Annotated in this window: 16 protein-coding genes; 10 read left to right on the forward strand and 6 right to left on the reverse strand. The window is 52.9% G+C overall.

From position 1 onward, the window contains the following. Positions 1 to 345: 345 nt before the first annotated feature. Complete coding sequence (locus tag BM323_RS20835; protein ID WP_008109094.1) at positions 346 to 918, reverse strand: TetR/AcrR family transcriptional regulator; 573 nt, start codon at positions 916 to 918, stop codon at positions 346 to 348. 94 nt (positions 919 to 1,012) lie between these two features. On the opposite strand from BM323_RS20835, the gene BM323_RS20840 reads away from it, so the two are divergent. Further along, entirely contained in the window at positions 1,013 to 1,906 is an 894-nt protein-coding gene (locus BM323_RS20840; protein WP_008109092.1) for an ABC transporter six-transmembrane domain-containing protein, read from the forward strand. Positions 1,907 to 2,057: 151 nt separating this feature from the next. On the opposite strand, the gene BM323_RS20845 is transcribed toward BM323_RS20840, so the two are convergent. Continuing rightward, on the reverse strand, positions 2,058 to 2,804 hold the full coding sequence (locus BM323_RS20845; protein WP_008109091.1) for a FadR/GntR family transcriptional regulator: 747 nt from the start codon (positions 2,802 to 2,804) through the stop codon (positions 2,058 to 2,060). 195 nt (positions 2,805 to 2,999) lie between these two features. Between BM323_RS20845 and BM323_RS20850 the strand changes: the two genes are divergently transcribed. The 8 genes from BM323_RS20850 (at position 3,000) to BM323_RS20885 (ending at position 9,544) form a co-directional block, all read left to right on the forward strand. Beyond that, positions 3,000 to 3,740 (forward strand): SDR family oxidoreductase, encoded by a 741-nt coding sequence (locus BM323_RS20850; protein WP_008109090.1) that lies wholly within the window; start codon positions 3,000 to 3,002, stop codon positions 3,738 to 3,740. Positions 3,741 to 3,753: 13 nt separating this feature from the next. After that, a complete protein-coding gene (locus tag BM323_RS20855; RefSeq protein ID WP_008109089.1) occupies positions 3,754 to 4,599 on the forward strand; it encodes a fumarylacetoacetate hydrolase family protein in 846 nt (281 codons plus the stop codon). Then, entirely contained in the window at positions 4,599 to 5,885 is a 1,287-nt protein-coding gene (locus BM323_RS20860) for an L-fuconate dehydratase (protein ID WP_091004279.1), read from the forward strand. The genes BM323_RS20855 and BM323_RS20860 overlap by 1 nt, the downstream gene beginning before the upstream one ends. 1 nt (position 5,886) lies before the next feature. Beyond that, the gene (locus tag BM323_RS20865; RefSeq protein ID WP_008110582.1) at positions 5,887 to 6,741 is read left to right on the forward strand and encodes an amidohydrolase family protein; all 855 of its coding nucleotides are present in this window, start codon (positions 5,887 to 5,889) and stop codon (positions 6,739 to 6,741) included. Further along, complete coding sequence (locus BM323_RS20870; protein ID WP_008110584.1) at positions 6,719 to 7,495, forward strand: L-fucose dehydrogenase; 777 nt, start codon at positions 6,719 to 6,721, stop codon at positions 7,493 to 7,495. Before BM323_RS20865 ends, BM323_RS20870 begins: the two co-directional genes overlap by 23 nt. Further along, positions 7,492 to 7,842, forward strand: coding sequence for an L-rhamnose mutarotase (locus tag BM323_RS20875; protein ID WP_008110586.1), 351 nt, complete (start codon positions 7,492 to 7,494; stop codon positions 7,840 to 7,842). Before BM323_RS20870 ends, BM323_RS20875 begins: the two co-directional genes overlap by 4 nt. A 36-nt stretch (positions 7,843 to 7,878) precedes the next feature. Then, positions 7,879 to 9,105: an L-fucose:H+ symporter permease gene (fucP, locus tag BM323_RS20880; RefSeq protein ID WP_008110588.1), complete on the forward strand. Its 1,227-nt coding sequence runs from the start codon at positions 7,879 to 7,881 to the stop codon at positions 9,103 to 9,105. A 250-nt stretch (positions 9,106 to 9,355) separates the two neighbouring features. Continuing rightward, positions 9,356 to 9,544 carry a YjfB family protein gene (locus tag BM323_RS20885; RefSeq protein ID WP_008110591.1) on the forward strand — a complete coding sequence of 63 codons (189 nt, stop codon included), beginning with the start codon at positions 9,356 to 9,358 and terminating at the stop codon, positions 9,542 to 9,544. A 97-nt stretch (positions 9,545 to 9,641) separates the two neighbouring features. Here BM323_RS20885 and BM323_RS20890 read toward each other — a convergent pair whose 3' ends face one another. After that, positions 9,642 to 10,649, reverse strand: a complete 1,008-nt coding sequence (locus BM323_RS20890; protein ID WP_008110592.1) for a zinc-dependent alcohol dehydrogenase family protein — start codon at positions 10,647 to 10,649, stop codon at positions 9,642 to 9,644. A gap of 94 nt (positions 10,650 to 10,743) precedes the next feature. On the opposite strand from BM323_RS20890, the gene BM323_RS20895 reads away from it, so the two are divergent. Next, entirely contained in the window at positions 10,744 to 11,646 is a 903-nt protein-coding gene (locus BM323_RS20895; protein WP_008110595.1) for a LysR family transcriptional regulator, read from the forward strand. A gap of 27 nt (positions 11,647 to 11,673) precedes the next feature. Here BM323_RS20895 and BM323_RS20900 read toward each other — a convergent pair whose 3' ends face one another. From BM323_RS20900 to BM323_RS20910, 3 genes are all read right to left on the reverse strand, one after another. Next, complete coding sequence (locus BM323_RS20900; RefSeq protein ID WP_008110597.1) at positions 11,674 to 12,321, reverse strand: dTMP kinase; 648 nt, start codon at positions 12,319 to 12,321, stop codon at positions 11,674 to 11,676. Positions 12,322 to 12,512: 191 nt separating this feature from the next. After that, a complete protein-coding gene (gene cspA / locus BM323_RS20905) occupies positions 12,513 to 12,725 on the reverse strand; it encodes a transcription antiterminator/RNA stability regulator CspE (RefSeq protein WP_007885867.1) in 213 nt (70 codons plus the stop codon). 261 nt (positions 12,726 to 12,986) lie between these two features. After that, positions 12,987 to 14,888 carry an acyltransferase family protein gene (locus BM323_RS20910; protein WP_091004281.1) on the reverse strand — a complete coding sequence of 634 codons (1,902 nt, stop codon included), beginning with the start codon at positions 14,886 to 14,888 and terminating at the stop codon, positions 12,987 to 12,989. Between the last annotated feature and the right edge of the window lie 716 nt (positions 14,889 to 15,604).

A 15,604-nucleotide genomic window follows, 5' to 3' on the forward strand; every position in this document is an offset into this window, starting at 1 on the left:
GCAGTATTGATGATGTTCAGCGCGTGTAATGAATCATCAGCAATATGAAACTTTTTTGCTATATGCGTTAATGTTATGTTTTATTGCAGCATGGTCATATATAAGCCACACTCAATGTCATATTATTTATTTATACTTGATTAATTTGGTTGACAGTGTGGCTGCTGAAATAGAATTAGTGAAGGGTTTTTTGATTAATCAGAATAGTGACAGGATTTTCTAAATAATGAGTCCATTATTTAGTGTTGTTTACAGGAAATAAGATGATGAGGAATTAGCTTATAAGTCAGAGCGGCAGGTACCAGACATATAGCTAACCTGCCAATCCACTCACCTAAAAACACCTCAAAGCGTAAGCCTAATAAACGCCTGAATATCCTCAACAGCTTCACGATGTTTTGCCGGAGTAGGGCTGATCATCAGGCTGTCGGCATAGCCGTTAAGCAGGGCGCTGAGCTGGCGTGTAAAGCGTGCGCTGTCAACAGGCCGGTAAATACCTTCGGCAATCCCTTCATCAACGATGGCGGTGATGAATTGGGTCCACTTGTTAATAAACAACTCTGCCAGCTCAGCAAAGGCTTTATCGCGGCCCGCCATCTGCCAGAGTGAACCATAAAGCTGCCAGACGGCGTCCGGGGCATCCGGCAAATAGTTTTCAATGGCAGTATTCAGTTTGTCAGCAGGTAACGTTGATTCAATGGATCGTGAAAAATCATCCAGTTCGTTCTGCAAATACCTTGTCAGGGCTTCGATGCATAGCGTCTGCCAGTCGCTGAAATAATAGTAAATATGGCTACGGGAGATTGAGAGCCTTTCGGTGAGTTCGCGCGTTGCAACGTTCTCGATACCTTTCTCTATGAATAGCGCGGCAGCGCCATCCAATATGCGGGCTTTCAGCGCTTCCTTCGTCTCTTTCATGTTGCGGCTCCGTTGACTTTGAGCAGTTGCTCAAATAGACTTCCCATCAGAATTTGAGCATTCGCTCAAATTAATATTAACAGAAATTGATCCTATGCAAACGCATGAAATTATTGAACCGGTCAACGTCACCGGCAGCGCGGTTAATACCCTTAAAAACATTGGACGCCGTCATTACAGAAAGCTTTTCTTTACCTTATTGCTGGTTATTGCCGAAAACGTGACCTATCTGCTTTATCCATTGCTGGCTGGTTTTGCCATCAATGCCATCGTCGCCGGTAAGGCATGGCATGCTGTATTTTATGCCTTAATGGTTTTTACCATGTGGGTGATTGGTGCCGCCAGGCGCAGTCTTGATACGCGCACTTTCGCGCGAATTTATGCTGAACTGGCTGTGCCGGTTATTGTTGCCCAGCGTCGGGAAAATCACAGTCACTCAACCGTCGCCGCCCGTGTTGCGCTTTCAAGAGAGTTCGTCGACTTCTTTGAAAAACATCTGCCGGTATTGATTACTTCCCTGGCTTCTATCACCGGGGCGGCGTTGATGCTGCTGGCGATTGAATTCTGGTCGGGCATCGCCTGCCTGGCCGTTTTAGTGTTCTTTTCGTTTTTTCTGCCAGGGTACACCAATAAAAATGAGGCCCTATTTTTCCGGCTTAATGGTCGACTTGAAAAAGAAGTGGGCTTTGTCAGCAGTGCACCGGTGGCATCTTTGAGCAGACATTATCGGGTGCTGGCGGGACTGCGTATTCGCCTGTCAGATCGCGAAGCGATGGGATATCTTTCGATTGGCGCGGTCACCGCTGTATTGTTTGCCATGACCATTTTCACTATGGCTTTACGCGGTGGAACCGATGCCGGCCATATTTATTCTGTCATGACTTATCTCTGGATGTTCGCGATGAGCCTGGATGATGCGCCCCAACTGCTGGAGAAATATTCCCAACTGAAGGATATAGGGAAAAGGGTGAAGACTGATCCTATCTGAAGTCCGCGATGGCCGTTGTAAGGACGGCAACCGCTCAATCCCGTCGCCATTTATGACGACCAGGTGCGCATGAATGCGCACCCTACAAAAACCGCACCAATCCTTTGTAGGGGCGCCATTTATGGCGACCTGGTGCGCATAAATGCGCACCCTACGAACGCTCAAAGGTCGCAATCACCCGATCAATATGCTTCTTCATCGCGCTTCTTGCTGCCTTAGCATCGCGTTTCTCCAGCGCGGAAAGAATCGCCATATGTTCGGACTCCGAGACGACCGGCATATCACTGGGCGTGTAGTGCGCCTGCAACATGCGGAACATGCTGCCATAGCGATGGCCGAGCAGGTGGCCGATGATAAATCCATAGGCAGGATTGCCGCTCGCCTGGGCAATGCGAATATGAAACAGGCGGTCGCCGGGATGGGTGCGCGATTGCGCGCGGTTATCCTCGCAGTTTTGTTGATAAGCGGCGCGGATCAGCGCCAGTTCCTGCTCGCTGGCATGCACCGCAGCAAGCGCAGCGGCTTCCGGCTCGATTAGACGGCGGGCTTGCAGCAGCGAGAAGGGCGGAAGCTCGGTGGAGAAATCCAGGTTGATGCCCAGTTCATCATCCGGCTCATTCCACTGATCGCGTCCGGCCTGCACCATTACCGGTTCCTGGGTGCTGGAACGCGCTTTCACAATCACGCCATTGCCGACCTTCACATCCACCAGACCAATCACTTCCAACGCGATCAGTGCTTCACGCACCGATGCACGACTGACCTGCAGCTGCTCAGCCAACTCACGCTCCGCTGGCAGGCGGCTGCCGGGTGGAAATTCGTTATTGTCGATAAGCGCAATCAATTGGTCTGCTATTTGTCTGTAAAGTCTGGGGTTTTCCATCTTTTTGATCGGCATTGCGCTGCTCCCTGTCTAAATAAATTAAGTGATCAGTTGCACAAATAATCGTCAGGACACTTGTCAATGTTACGCAATTGTCAATAAAACGTAATGCGTAAGCGAAAAAGTAGCCAGCGATATTTTGCTCTCCCGCTGGGAAGAAATCTACTTTCAATGGCCTGACCATTAGAACTTTGGACCAGAGGAAATGCAATGAATTTACATGGAAAACGCGTGTTGATCACCGCCGCCGGACAAGGCATCGGTTTAGCAAGCGCGCGCCACTTTGCTCAGCAAGGCGCAGATGTGATTGCCAGCGATATCAACATTGCTGCGCTGCATGACTTACCCGGCATTCGCGCCTATCAACTCGATGTCACCGATCGCCAGGCGATTAGCGCGGCGGCGCAGGAGCTCGGCACGCTTGATGTGCTGTTCAACTGCGCTGGCGTGGTTCACAGCGGCAGCCTGCTGGAATGCAGCGAAAAAGAGTGGCAGTTCGCGCTCGATCTCAACGTCACGGCGATGTTTCGCATGATCCAGGCATTTCTGCCCGCGATGCTGCAACAGCAGCAAGGGTCGATCATCAACATGTCATCGGTGGCGTCGAGTGTGAAAGGCGTGGTCAATCGCTTCGCCTACAGCGCCACCAAAGCGGCGGTGATTGGTCTGACGCGTTCGGTGGCGGCCGATTACATTGGTCAAGGCATTCGCTGCAACGCCATTTGCCCCGGCACCATCGATTCACCGTCGCTGCGTCAGCGCATTGCCGCGCAGGCGCAGGCAGAAGGGCGCAGCGAAACCGAGGTTTATAACGCCTTTGTCGCGCGTCAACCGATTGGCCGTATCGGCACCACAGAAGAGATCGCTTATCTGGCGGCCTATCTGGCTTCCGATGCCAGCGCCTATACCACCGGCACCGCACAGATTATCGATGGCGGCTGGAGCAACTAACAGGAGTGGAAGAATGAAATTATTACGTGTCGGCGAACCGGGCAAAGAGCGTCCGGCAATGCTGGATGAGCAGGGCGAATTGCGCGATTTATCGCATTTCATCGATGATTTGGCGGGCGATGCGCTGCTGCCATCCGCGCTGGAGAGATTGCGCCAGTTGCCGCTCAGCGAACTGCCGAAAATCAGCGGCCAGCCGCGCATTGGTGCCTGCGTCGGACAGATTGGCAAGTTCATCTGTATCGGTTTGAACTATGCCGATCACGCCGCCGAAACCGGCGCCGACATCCCGCAGGAGCCGGTGGTGTTTGGCAAATGGACCAGCGCGGTAGTCGGGCCGAATGACGCGGTGCGCATTCCGCGCGGCTCGGTGAAAACCGACTGGGAAGTGGAACTGGGCGTGGTGATCGGCAAAGGCGGCAGCTACATCGCGGAAGAGGATGCGCTGTCGCATGTCGCGGGCTACTGCGTGGTGAACGACGTCTCGGAACGTGAATATCAGATCGAACGCGGCGGCACCTGGGATAAAGGCAAAGGCTGCGACACCTTTGGCCCGATCGGTCCCTGGCTGGTGACCGCCGATGAGATTGCCGATCCGCAGCAGCTCGATCTGTGGCTGGAGGTTGACGGCAAGCGCTATCAAAACGGTAACACGCGCACCATGATCTTTTCGGTCGCGCACATCATCAGCTACCTCAGCCGTTTTATGAGTTTGCAGCCAGGCGACATCATCTCCACCGGCACGCCACCGGGCGTCGGCATGGGACAGAAACCGCCGGTTTATCTGCGTGCGGGGCAAGTGATCAGGTTGGGCATCGCCGGGCTGGGCGAGCAGCGTCAAATCACTGAGGGCAGCGAATAATGACCAAACTTACGGCACTGCGCGTGGAAGATATCCGTTTTCCCACTTCCCAACATCTCGACGGTTCGGATGCGATGAATCCAGATCCGGATTATTCAGCTGCTTACGTCATCATCGAGACGGATAACGCGGCGATCAGCGGTCACGGTTTGACCTTTACCATCGGGCGCGGCAATGAGATTTGCTGTGCCGCAATACGTGCACTTGAGCACCTGATCGTCGGCCGTCAGCTGGACTCGATCGTCGCCGATATGGGGCAATTCTGGCGCGATATCACCAGCGACAGCCAGCTACGCTGGATCGGCCCGGATAAAGGCGCGATTCATCTGGCGACCGGCGCGGTGGTCAACGCGGTATGGGATTTATGGGCGAAATCAGTAGAGAAGCCGCTGTGGCGGCTGGTGGCCGATATGTCGCCGCAGGAACTGGTACGCTGCATCGATTTCCGTTATCTCACCGACTGCATCACGCCGGACGAAGCACTGGCTTTGCTGACGGCGCAGCAGGCGGGCAAAGCTGAGCGCATCCGCCAGCTCGAGCAGCACGGATATCCTTGCTACACCACCTCGGCGGGCTGGCTTGGCTACGACGACGAGAAACTGCGCCGTCTGTGCCAGCAGGCAGTCGATGCCGGGTTCTCCCACATCAAGCTGAAAGTGGGGCGTGACCTCGAAGATGATATTCGCCGCGTGCGCATTGCGCGCGAAGTGCTCGGTCCAGATCGTCAGTTAATGATCGATGCTAACCAGGTTTGGGAAGTGAATGACGCGGTGGATTGGGTACAACAGCTGGCGTTCGCGCGGCCGTGGTTTATCGAAGAACCTACCAGCCCGGACGATATCGAAGGACATCGCAAAATTCGTCAGGGCGTTGCGCCGGTAAAAGTGGCAACCGGCGAAATGTGCCAGAACCGCATCATCTTTAAGCAGCTGATTATGCGCGAGGCGATTGACGTGGTGCAGATCGATGCCTGTCGCCTCGGCGGCGTGAATGAAGTGCTGGCGGTGATGCTGATGGCAGCGAAATACCAGCTGCCGGTATGTCCGCATGCGGGCGGCGTTGGGTTGTGCGAATACGTTCAGCATCTGTCGATGATCGACTTTGTTTGTATTGCCGGCAGCCATGAAGGTCGGGTCATCGAGTACGTCGATCATCTGCACGAACATTTCCTTAATCCGTGCGAAATCCGCGGCGCGGCTTATATGCCGCCCACCGCGCCTGGCTTCTCGATCGAAATGTATCCCGCTTCGCGTGAGCAATATCGCTATCGCGCGCAGGGAGGCTGACGTGCGAATCGACGCTCATCAGCATTTCTGGCGCTACGACGCGGCGGACTTTCCGTGGATCACGGATTCAATGACGCGACTGCAACAGGATTTTTTGCCGGACGATCTTGCGCCGTTGCTGGCACAGCGTCAGCTGCAGAGTTCGATTGCGGTGCAGGCGCGACAGTGCGTGGCGGAGACGCAGCAGCTGTTGCAGTGGGCGCAGCAACAACCGGCAACGCAGGTGATTGGCTGGATCGACGTCACCGCATCGGATCTGGCGGAGCAATTGACGGCATTGCAGCATCCGTTGCTGCGCGGTTTTCGTCATCAGGTGCAGGATGAACAGAATCCCGCCGTATGGTTGCAGCAACCGCGCGTGACAACCGGCATCACTCAGATTCAGCGGCGAGATTACGTGTGGGAAATGCTGGTGACCTGGCAACATCTGGCCGATGCCACGCGCTTTGCCGCGCAGCACGATCGCCACTGGCTGGTGCTCGATCACCTGGGAAAACCGGATATTGCGCGCGGTGCGCAGGCGTGGGGCGAGCAGGTTGCAGAACTGGCCGCGATGCCGCACGTGGTGTGCAAATTGTCCGGACTGGTCACCGAAGCACCGCACGGCCAGTGGAGCAGTGCGCAGCTGCGGCCTTTTATCGATGAGGCGCTGGCGCGTTTTGGCCCGCATCGCCTGATGTTTGGTTCAGACTGGCCAGTTTGCCTGCTGGCTGCGGAATATCACGCGGTGGCGCAGTTAGTTGACGACGCGCTAGCGGAGCTGTCCGCTGACGAGCAGGCCGCCATTTGGGGCAACACGGCCGCGCAGGTTTACAGCCTGACAGGAGAGAAGAATGAATCTGTTTTTGCAGGATAAAGTGATTATCGTCACCGGCGGCGGATCGGGCATAGGTGCCGCCATCTCACGCCTGCTGGCGGAAGAGGGCGCGATTCCCGTCATCGTCAGCAACGCACAGCCAGATGAGATGTGGCTGGCCGCGCTGCGCGAATTGCAGCCACAAAGCGAAGTGCTGCTCGCCGATCTCTGCGATGAGCAGAACTGCCAGAAAGCGGTGGAAGCCGTACAGCAGCAGTTTGGCCGCATCGACGGTCTGGTGAATAACGCTGGCGTCAATGATGGCGTTGGGCTGGAAGCGGGACGCAGCGCCTTTGTCTCCTCGCTGGAAAAGAACCTCATCCACTATTACCAGATGACGCATTTCTGCCAGCAAGCGCTGGAAAACAGCCGTGGAGCGATCGTCAATATTGCGTCCAAAACCGCGCTGAGCGGACAGGGCGGCACCAGCGGCTACTGCGCGGCGAAAGGGGCGATTCTGTCACTGACGCGTGAATGGGCGGTATCACTAAGACACAGCGGCGTGCGGGTCAACGCCGTGGTGCCCGCCGAAGTGATGACGCCGCTGTACGAACGCTGGATCGGCACCTTCGCCGATCCGCAATCCGAACTGGAGAAAATCACCCAGCGTATTCCGCTCGGCCAACGCATGACCACGCCGCAAGAGATCGCTAACACGGTGGTGTTTTTGCTGTCGTCGCGCGCTTCACACACCACCGGCGAGTGGCTAAGCGTCGATGGCGGCTATCTGCATCTCGATCGGGCGCTGTTATGAGTGGCGTGACCGGGCGTTATTGTCTGGCGCTGGATCTGGTGGACGAGGCGGAGAAGATCGCCGAATACCAGCGCCTGCATCAGCGCATCTGGCCGGAAGTGGCGCAGCATTTGCGCCAGCACGGCATCGTGAATATGGAGATTTACCGGCTTGGCACCCGACTTTTTATGCTGATGGAGGTGAACGATCGCTTTAACACGCAGGATTTTGCTCAGGCATCTGAGCAGGATCCGCATATTCAGCGCTGGGAAGCGCTGATGTGGCAGTTCCAACAGCCAACGCCCTGGACGCCCGAAGGGGAAAAATGGGTGGCGATGGCGCGAATATTCTCTTTGCAGGACCAATAACAACACTTACCGACTGTACCCTACGAGGATATAACCATGTCTACACAACGCGTCGAGACGCCTGAAAATATGGGCGTCAGGGGAACTATTAGCCTGCGCTGGGCGTTCATGCTAATTACCACCCTGTTTTTTATGTGGGGCGTGTCATACGGCCTGCTGGATGTGCTGAATAAACACTTTCAGGAAACGTTAAACGTCACCAAAGCACAATCGGGATTATTACAGGCGGCCTATTTCGGTGCCTATTTTATTGTCGCGCTGCCAGCCGGTTATTTTATGCAGCGTCACGGCTATAAAGCCGGAATATTGGCGGGATTATCACTGTATGCGATTGGCGCGCTGCTGTTTGTGCCGGCGGCGATGGTCAATGATTTCTCGGTATTCCTGCTTGCGTTGTTCGTGCTGGCGTGCGGGCTCGGTTGCCTTGAAACTGCCGCGAACCCGTATGCCACGGTGCTGGGTGATCCTAATGGCGCGGAACGTCGTCTCAATCTGGCGCAATCCTTTAATGGGTTAGGACAGTTTGTTGGACCGATGATTGGTGGCTCGCTGTTCTTTACTCAGGCCAGCCAGGATGCGGCGCAGGACAGCGTGAAAATCACCTATGTAGTAATTGCATGCGTAGTTATTGCCATCGCGCTGTTATTTAAACGCACCGCGTTGCCCGATATTCGTGAATCCGCCAGCCAACATATTCAGCAGCCCGGCGCTACTTTATGGCAGCAAAAACATTTTGTCGGCGGCGTAATTGCGCAGTTCTTTTATGTTGCCGCGCAGGTTGGCGTGGGCGCCTTCTTTATTAACTACGCTACCGAGCACTGGCACGGCGTCACCAACCAAAGCGCGGCATATATGCTTTCGGTTGCGATGATCTGCTTTATGCTCGGACGTTTCTTCTCAACCTGGCTATTGGGACGAGTGAAACCGGCTGCGATGCTGGCGGCTTACGCGCTGATCAACATCGTGCTGTGCGCGGTTGTGATGCTGGGCGCGGGCGATGTCTCCGTGGTTGCATTGATCGCCATCTTCTTCTTTATGTCCACCATGTTCCCAACCATCTTTGCCATGGGCGTTAAAAATCTGGGCGAATCAACCAAACAGGCCAGCTCGTTTATGATCATGGCGATTGTCGGCGGCGCGATCATGCCTTATTTCATGGGCCTGATCTCTGACCACGTCAGCACCGCCGTAGCATACAGTTTGCCGCTGCTGTGCTTTGTGGTGGTGCTGGCGTATGCGTTGAGGCAGCGCAAGCATTCGTGAGGGATGGAACAGTTAAAGCTTTTCGCCAAACTGCCGATAACTGTTTCTTGAAGCCGCTCAGCTAAGCATTAGTTTGCATATGTATGCAGGTGCGCATGAATGCGCACCCTACGAAAAACGCGCCATCCTTTGTAGGGTCGCCATTTATGGTGACCGAAATACGCTTAACTGACGAGCATTACGATAACTGTTTCTGGCTTTTAAACGCTGTTTTTAGCTACTCAATATTCGTATTAATCAGGAGAGCAAGATGGATGTATCACAAATTACATCGCTGGCTACCGGCCTTGATAACATGGAACTGGCGAATAAAATCAGTACGCTGGTTCTGAAGAAGACGCTGGATAATCAGCAAACGATGGCGGCAGGTATTTTGGATTCGATTCCTCAGTTGCCGGCAAATCCGGCAATCGGGCGCAATATTAATACCACTGCCTGAAGTTAGCATTAACGGTTATATGGCGGGATTTTCGTAAGGTGCGCATTTATGCGCACCTGGAATATCACATACGTGAGCGGCTAAAGGTCCACAAGACTCAAGCATGCAAATCAATCACCACTTTCCCGACGTGCCCGGCGGATTGCAGGTAACGATACGCTCCCTGAACGTCAGCAAAGGCAAAAACACGGTCAATTTCTGGTTGGATCTCGCTGGTCTCAATCGCCCGGACTGCTGCGCGCAGATCGGACGTCGAGCCGGTATTATTACCGACGATATTTAACATCTTCTGCATAATCGGCAGCACCGGCACGTTAAGCTCTTCACCGCCAATAAAGCCAATCACAAATATGGTTCCGTTGTAGGCGGCGGCATTAATTGATTTGGCAAAGGTTGAGGCGCCCACCGATTCCAGCACCAGATCTGCGCCATGATTATTCGTCAGCTTGAGCACCTGTTGATCCCAATCGGGCTGTTCGCGATAGTTAATCCCTTCATCCGCGCCAAGAGCTTTCACTCTGGCCAGTTTCTCGTTTGAAGAGGACAGAATAATCACCCGTGCGCCCGCTGCTTTGGCGTATTGCAGCGCAAACAGACTTACACCTCCGGTGCCGAGCAGTAAAACCGTGCTGCCGGGTCGGATTTTAGCGCGCACGATGGCGTTCCAGGCCGTAGTGGCAGCGGTAGGTAAAGTCGCAGCTTGCTGCCAGCTAAGAAAGTCAGGGACACGCACCAGCGACTCGGCGGGGACAACGGCATATTCCGCCAGCCCGCCATTAGCAGTAACGCCGCGCAATGCGTGATGGTGCTCGGAGCGTAACGCACCAGCATGCCAGTTATACATCATGCCTGGCACCACGCGATCGCCGATTTGCCAACTGCTCACGCCCGCACCCAATTCAACAATCTCTCCAGCGCTGTCTGCACCTGGAATAAGCGGCTGTGCAATGGCGCCGAACTTACCTGTAGCCAGTGCCAAATCAAGGTAGTTTAGGCTGACGGCATGTTGCCGAATCACCACCTCACCAAAGTTAGGTTGTGGGCACGGTAATTCGCAGATATTTAGGCTGTCGATAGAAGGGGCAGTTAACTGAATAGCTTGCATAACATTCTCCTGTTTACTAAGTGCAGTCAGTGTGCGGTAAAACAGACGCTATAATGGATGCCAAAACCAAATGACCGTTGCTCAGGGTGCAATAATGCAAGATGACGATTTCCGCCAACGCGAAGCCTTTTTGGCGGTAGTGCGTGCGGGCAGTTTTAGCGCGGGTGCCCGTGCGTTGGGACGCGATGTCTCGGTAATTTCCCGTCGTATCGCTGCGTTAGAGAAACGGTTAGGGATTCGCCTGATTGAACGCACTACGCGTCGCATTCGACCGACGGAAGAGGGCCGGCGCTATCGACAAAAAATTGAACTGGCAGACGAACTGCTGCGTGAAGCTGAAGAGGAAGCCCGCGCTTTGGCAGCACGTCCAGCGGGGACGATTCGCTTAACGGTACCCGCATCTTTTGGACGACGCTGGGTCGCACAGGCGCTGCCGGGCTTTTTAAAGGCTTATCCCGATATTCGCATTGTGCTGCACTGCAGCGATCGTTACGTCGATTTACTCGGTGACAATTTCGATATGGCGATCCGCATTGGTGTCCTCACGGATAACCGGCTTATTGCGCGAAAGCTGGCGGATACCAGCCGCATATTGTGCGTTGCGCCGTCATATCTGGATCACCATCCAGCGCTCACGCATCCACAGGACCTGCGTAAGCACGATTGTCTGGGATTCACACCAATGCACAGTTGGCCAGAGTGGCGACTGGAAAAAGAGGGCCAGCAGATAGCGGTGCCGGTGCAAACACGTTATGAAAGTGATGAGATGGATGCGTTGATACTGGCCGCTCAATTTGGCATGGGCGTAGCGCTGGCTGCCAACTGGCTGGTGCAAAAAGAACTGGCAGAAGGCACGTTAGTGCCGGTGCTAACAGATTGGCAGGCGATAGGGGAAGACGGTGTCTGGTTGATGAAACCTTCCAGCCAGTTGCAGTCAGCGAAGATCAGCGCGTTAACGGAGTGGCTGGTGGAGTGGTTTGCTGTTCCACGCTGGTAGTTCGTTCCCACCAAGAGATTGCTGTAATTACTGGCGGGATCCAGCAGAACTGATGCCTAAAGGGCATCCAGGCAATCTGTAAATCTCAGTAATAACCTGCTTCGTTGCCTGTTCGATTGTTCCTTCATTACGGCATAAAACCCAGCCGTGTTCTGCAACGGTTCGCTCGAATGCCTGGGTACAAGCAACATGTTCTTCCAGCTGATGAATCACGGTACTGCTTAATCCACGCGATCTGGCTGCGGCCCTTGCCCACGAAATCTCAGGCGCAGTAACAACCCCGACATGCAGGTTCGGCGCTTGCACGTTTCGTTCAATATTGAGCTGTAAAATCTCTGCAAAGGGAACCATCTGGCGAAACGCGGCTTCCGACGGGTACCAGCGATCCATCAAAATTATGCTGTCCGGTGGCTGTTTAGTCAGCACATGCTGGGAAATCCATGCACGGCTATCAGCAAAGCGCTGACAAACTTCCAACTCTAAATCCCGGGATGGATTTCTGGCGAGCCGGTTCACAAGGGCCATTGTTTCTTTTCTGTAGGGATCGCTGTTTTTCTCGCTAAGTCGGATCACTTTGATGTTATCGGCCCTGAGTTCTTTCGTAATGGCTTCCAGAAGCGTGGTTTTACCGACGCCCTTAGGCCCATCCAGTGAAACAAACAACGGACGACTCATAATTGAAATGACGGTTGATATACCGTACGTGTAAAAATCAAATCTGGTATGAGCATGTTATTTCCTTCTGATTTAAATTTTAGACAACAAAAAACCCGCACTAAGCGGGTTTCTTTTATTATCAGCGGTTCTTATCTGCTCAGACTATTGTCTTCATCGCTATTGTAAGCGTCGCGGATAATGGGCGCGGCTTACAGCGGAGTTACGTTGCCCGCTGCTGGGCCTTTGGCGCCATTTTCAATGGTGAAGGAAACTTGCTGACCTTCATCAAGAGTTTTGTAGTTGTCGCTCTGGATAGCAGAGAAATGGACGAAAACATCCTTGCTGCCATCGTTTGGAGTGATAAAGCCAAAACCTTTATCAGAGTTAAACCATTTTACTAAACCAGTCATTTTGTTAGACATAGATAATTCCTTATTTGATGAGCCACTAAATTGCGGCGAATTTGGCCTGAAGTGAAAGATTTACTTATTGGGCACTTAGGAGGAGGCTCTCGAAGAAGGATATCTGTGGATAACACTTGAACTGAGGACTGCTTTACTAAAACTGCTTTCATAAGGTCTGTGTTCCAAACCGGTGATGCATTAAGACATAGCGATAATAATTTAGCAACGAATAAGTTTAATTATTTTAACCGTTTAAAGACCTGGATGGCTGAACGGCTGCTAAATCCTGTCGATCATTTTCCACATGCCACCAAACACGCCGTTCAGGTTTTTATTCCCCACTTCGGAAAGATGATTATCGTCGCGATATAGCGGCACATCATCTTTGGCACCGTAGCAGAAGTCGTTGTCGCAGAATCCCTGAGTCGCATCGAGCAGGGCGACATTTGGCGATTGAGCCGCGATGTTGTTGAGCATCGCCAGCGTCTCCTGATTGTGAGATTGATACTCGGCGCGCGTCTGCTGAACGGCCAGTGCTTTGCCGCGCATGGCATCGCGCGACATACGATAGATCACGTCGTAACCGAACTCAGGAACCGGCGTCATGATAAACACGCGACGATGCGTGGCGAGCTGTTTCACCGCCGCACCGAAATGCTGCTGATAGGCGGCGATGGAGCTTACGTCATTGATAAATGAGTATTTAGGCGTATTGCTGCCGCTGCCATAATCGCCATGTAGATAGAAGGATAGGCGGTTAATAATCAGCACCGACGCATGGGGATATTTCCGTTCGATATCCGCGATGGCATTCTTCACAAAGTCGCCGCAATCAGGGCTGGCACTGCGATGAATTTCCGGTACAGATGGACATCCGGATTGCGCGATAAACACCACTGAATCATCCGCTCTGGCGCTACCGACAATAGAAGATAGCATCGCGGCGGCGTGGCTATCGCCTAATACCACCAGATTAACCTGGCTGGCATTGCCGAAGACGCATTGCGGAGACGTGGTGCCACTGAATACAAAGCAGTTTTCGCCGCGCACAAATCGCTCCAGTGAATACTGTTTGATGCTGGCGACCACTTGCGGCGCGCGCGAGGGAAATCCTGCTTTTGCCACGATCAATACTCCAAACAGCAGCACCAGCGCGGTTTGTCCCAGCGTCACGTAGGTTCTGCCACTTAACCAGCCGTGTTTGTTCTCTACCAGCACGTATGACGCCCAACCAGCGGCGAGTGACAGCAGAATCAGCATCGCCTGGCTAACCAGCGTGATCGGCCAGTCGGCCAGATGCCAGAACACCCAAAGCGGCCAGTGCCACAGATAGATCGAATACGAGGTTTTACCGATGTGCTGCACAATCTGATTGTTGAACCAGATGCTGTTTTGCACGTTGGCATGGATGATCAGCGCGGTCAGCAACACTGGAATCAGCGTCATGATGCCCGGCCATGCCGTGCTTTCATCAAACCACAGCGCACAGACAATCAGCCCAATAATGCCCAGCAGTGGAACCGCGCGTTGACCACTGAGCGCCGATCTTGGCGCCAGATAAACTAATCCGCCTGCCAGCATCTCCCACGCACGGGTTGGCAACAGATAATAAGTCGCGGTGAGATGGAAATTGGTTGCCACCATTGCCAGCACCAGCCCAAATGAAAGCAGCGCGGCGATGCCCATCGCCCAGGCAAACTGCTGGCGCAGGAAACGTGCCGTGAACATCAGCGCCAGCGGTAACAGCAAATAGAACTGCCACTCAACGCTTAATGACCAGGTATGCAGCAACCATTTATACACCGAGCCGGTTTCAAAATAACCGCCCTGTTTGAAATAGACTACATTGGAAATAAAACTCAGGCTGGAGACGGCATGCTCCGCCATTTTCTTATATTCATCCGGCGGCATCAGGAAATAGCCCACCAGCATTAATATCAGGCACAGCACCATCAACGGCGGTATAATGCGTCGGCAGCGCGCAGCATAAAATCCCAATAAGGAGAAGTTCTGCTTATTGAGACGCGTCAGAATTATCCCCGTCATTAAGTACCCGGAGATGACAAAGAACACATCCACACCGAGGAAACCCCCGCTGACGCTGGAGAATCCGAAGTGATAAAGGATAACCAGCATCACAGCATAGGCGCGCAGCCCGTTAATATCGGTGCGGAAATTCATGAGGCGTTATCCACGCAGAAGAATATAAGAAACAATGTAAGGATTGTGAAAATATGAATCAACAGATGTGAAAGCCATCACTTTCGGCGGATTTAACAAGCATGGAACTGCTTGCCGGGTCATTAATCTTATTTTTCAATAAGCAGAATAACTATTTCAGCGGCTTATCAACACACTCTTTTTTAAACAGCTGATTTTTAAAATTAGAAACCACACTTAATATTCAGAATAGGCCTCACGCTTCTGTTTCTAAAGACGCAGAAATATACTGGCTCAGCAGTTGCCAAAGGTAATGTCGCTCAGTTAAGCATTAAATTGCATATGTATGCAGGTGCGCATGAATGCGCACCCTACGAAAAACGCGCCAGTCCTTTGTAGGGTCGCCATTTATGGTGACCGAAAGACGTTTAACTGACGAGAATTAGGCGATTAGGTGTGTACCGTTCTGAAAAAAACTAAAAACTCCATACCGGGCTTCTTAGTCTCATCCGACATGTTTAAAAAAACGCATTTTATCGACATATGCGTTTAACGTGTCGATGGCGTAAACATGTTGAGGCCATATGTCGATAAAAGTCGATTTTATCGACATATCCATTTCAAGTGCTTTTGGTTGAAAAACGCGATAACAGCTAATCCAGCATTAGCCCTTTCAGGTCATTTCCTATAGCAATAACAAGCAACTATAATCTAACCGGTTAAGTGGCTTGATCTGC

It is taken from the genome of Pantoea sp. YR525, from assembly GCF_900116775.1.
Classification (GTDB): domain Bacteria; phylum Pseudomonadota; class Gammaproteobacteria; order Enterobacterales; family Enterobacteriaceae; genus Pantoea; species Pantoea symbiotica.

What these genes read in the sequence shown, in the direction of transcription:
- BM323_RS20860 (WP_091004279.1), top strand. Translation starts at nt 4,599, where the DNA reads ATGACCAAACTTACGGCACTGCGCGTGGAAGATATCCGTTTTCCCACT.
- fucP (WP_008110588.1), top strand. Translation starts at nt 7,879, where the DNA reads ATGTCTACACAACGCGTCGAGACGCCTGAAAATATGGGCGTCAGGGGA.
- BM323_RS20845 (WP_008109091.1), bottom strand. Translation starts at nt 2,804, where the DNA reads ATGCCGATCAAAAAGATGGAAAACCCCAGACTTTACAGACAAATAGCA.
- cspA (WP_007885867.1), bottom strand. Translation starts at nt 12,725, where the DNA reads ATGTCTAACAAAATGACTGGTTTAGTAAAATGGTTTAACTCTGATAAA.
- BM323_RS20890 (WP_008110592.1), bottom strand. Translation starts at nt 10,649, where the DNA reads ATGCAAGCTATTCAGTTAACTGCCCCTTCTATCGACAGCCTAAATATC.
- BM323_RS20885 (WP_008110591.1), top strand. Translation starts at nt 9,356, where the DNA reads ATGGATGTATCACAAATTACATCGCTGGCTACCGGCCTTGATAACATG.
- BM323_RS20910 (WP_091004281.1), bottom strand. Translation starts at nt 14,888, where the DNA reads ATGAATTTCCGCACCGATATTAACGGGCTGCGCGCCTATGCTGTGATG.
- BM323_RS20840 (WP_008109092.1), top strand. Translation starts at nt 1,013, where the DNA reads ATGCAAACGCATGAAATTATTGAACCGGTCAACGTCACCGGCAGCGCG.
- BM323_RS20835 (WP_008109094.1), bottom strand. Translation starts at nt 918, where the DNA reads ATGAAAGAGACGAAGGAAGCGCTGAAAGCCCGCATATTGGATGGCGCT.
- BM323_RS20855 (WP_008109089.1), top strand. Translation starts at nt 3,754, where the DNA reads ATGAAATTATTACGTGTCGGCGAACCGGGCAAAGAGCGTCCGGCAATG.
- BM323_RS20850 (WP_008109090.1), top strand. Translation starts at nt 3,000, where the DNA reads ATGAATTTACATGGAAAACGCGTGTTGATCACCGCCGCCGGACAAGGC.
- BM323_RS20895 (WP_008110595.1), top strand. Translation starts at nt 10,744, where the DNA reads ATGCAAGATGACGATTTCCGCCAACGCGAAGCCTTTTTGGCGGTAGTG.
- BM323_RS20875 (WP_008110586.1), top strand. Translation starts at nt 7,492, where the DNA reads ATGAGTGGCGTGACCGGGCGTTATTGTCTGGCGCTGGATCTGGTGGAC.
- BM323_RS20870 (WP_008110584.1), top strand. Translation starts at nt 6,719, where the DNA reads ATGAATCTGTTTTTGCAGGATAAAGTGATTATCGTCACCGGCGGCGGA.
- BM323_RS20900 (WP_008110597.1), bottom strand. Translation starts at nt 12,321, where the DNA reads ATGAGTCGTCCGTTGTTTGTTTCACTGGATGGGCCTAAGGGCGTCGGT.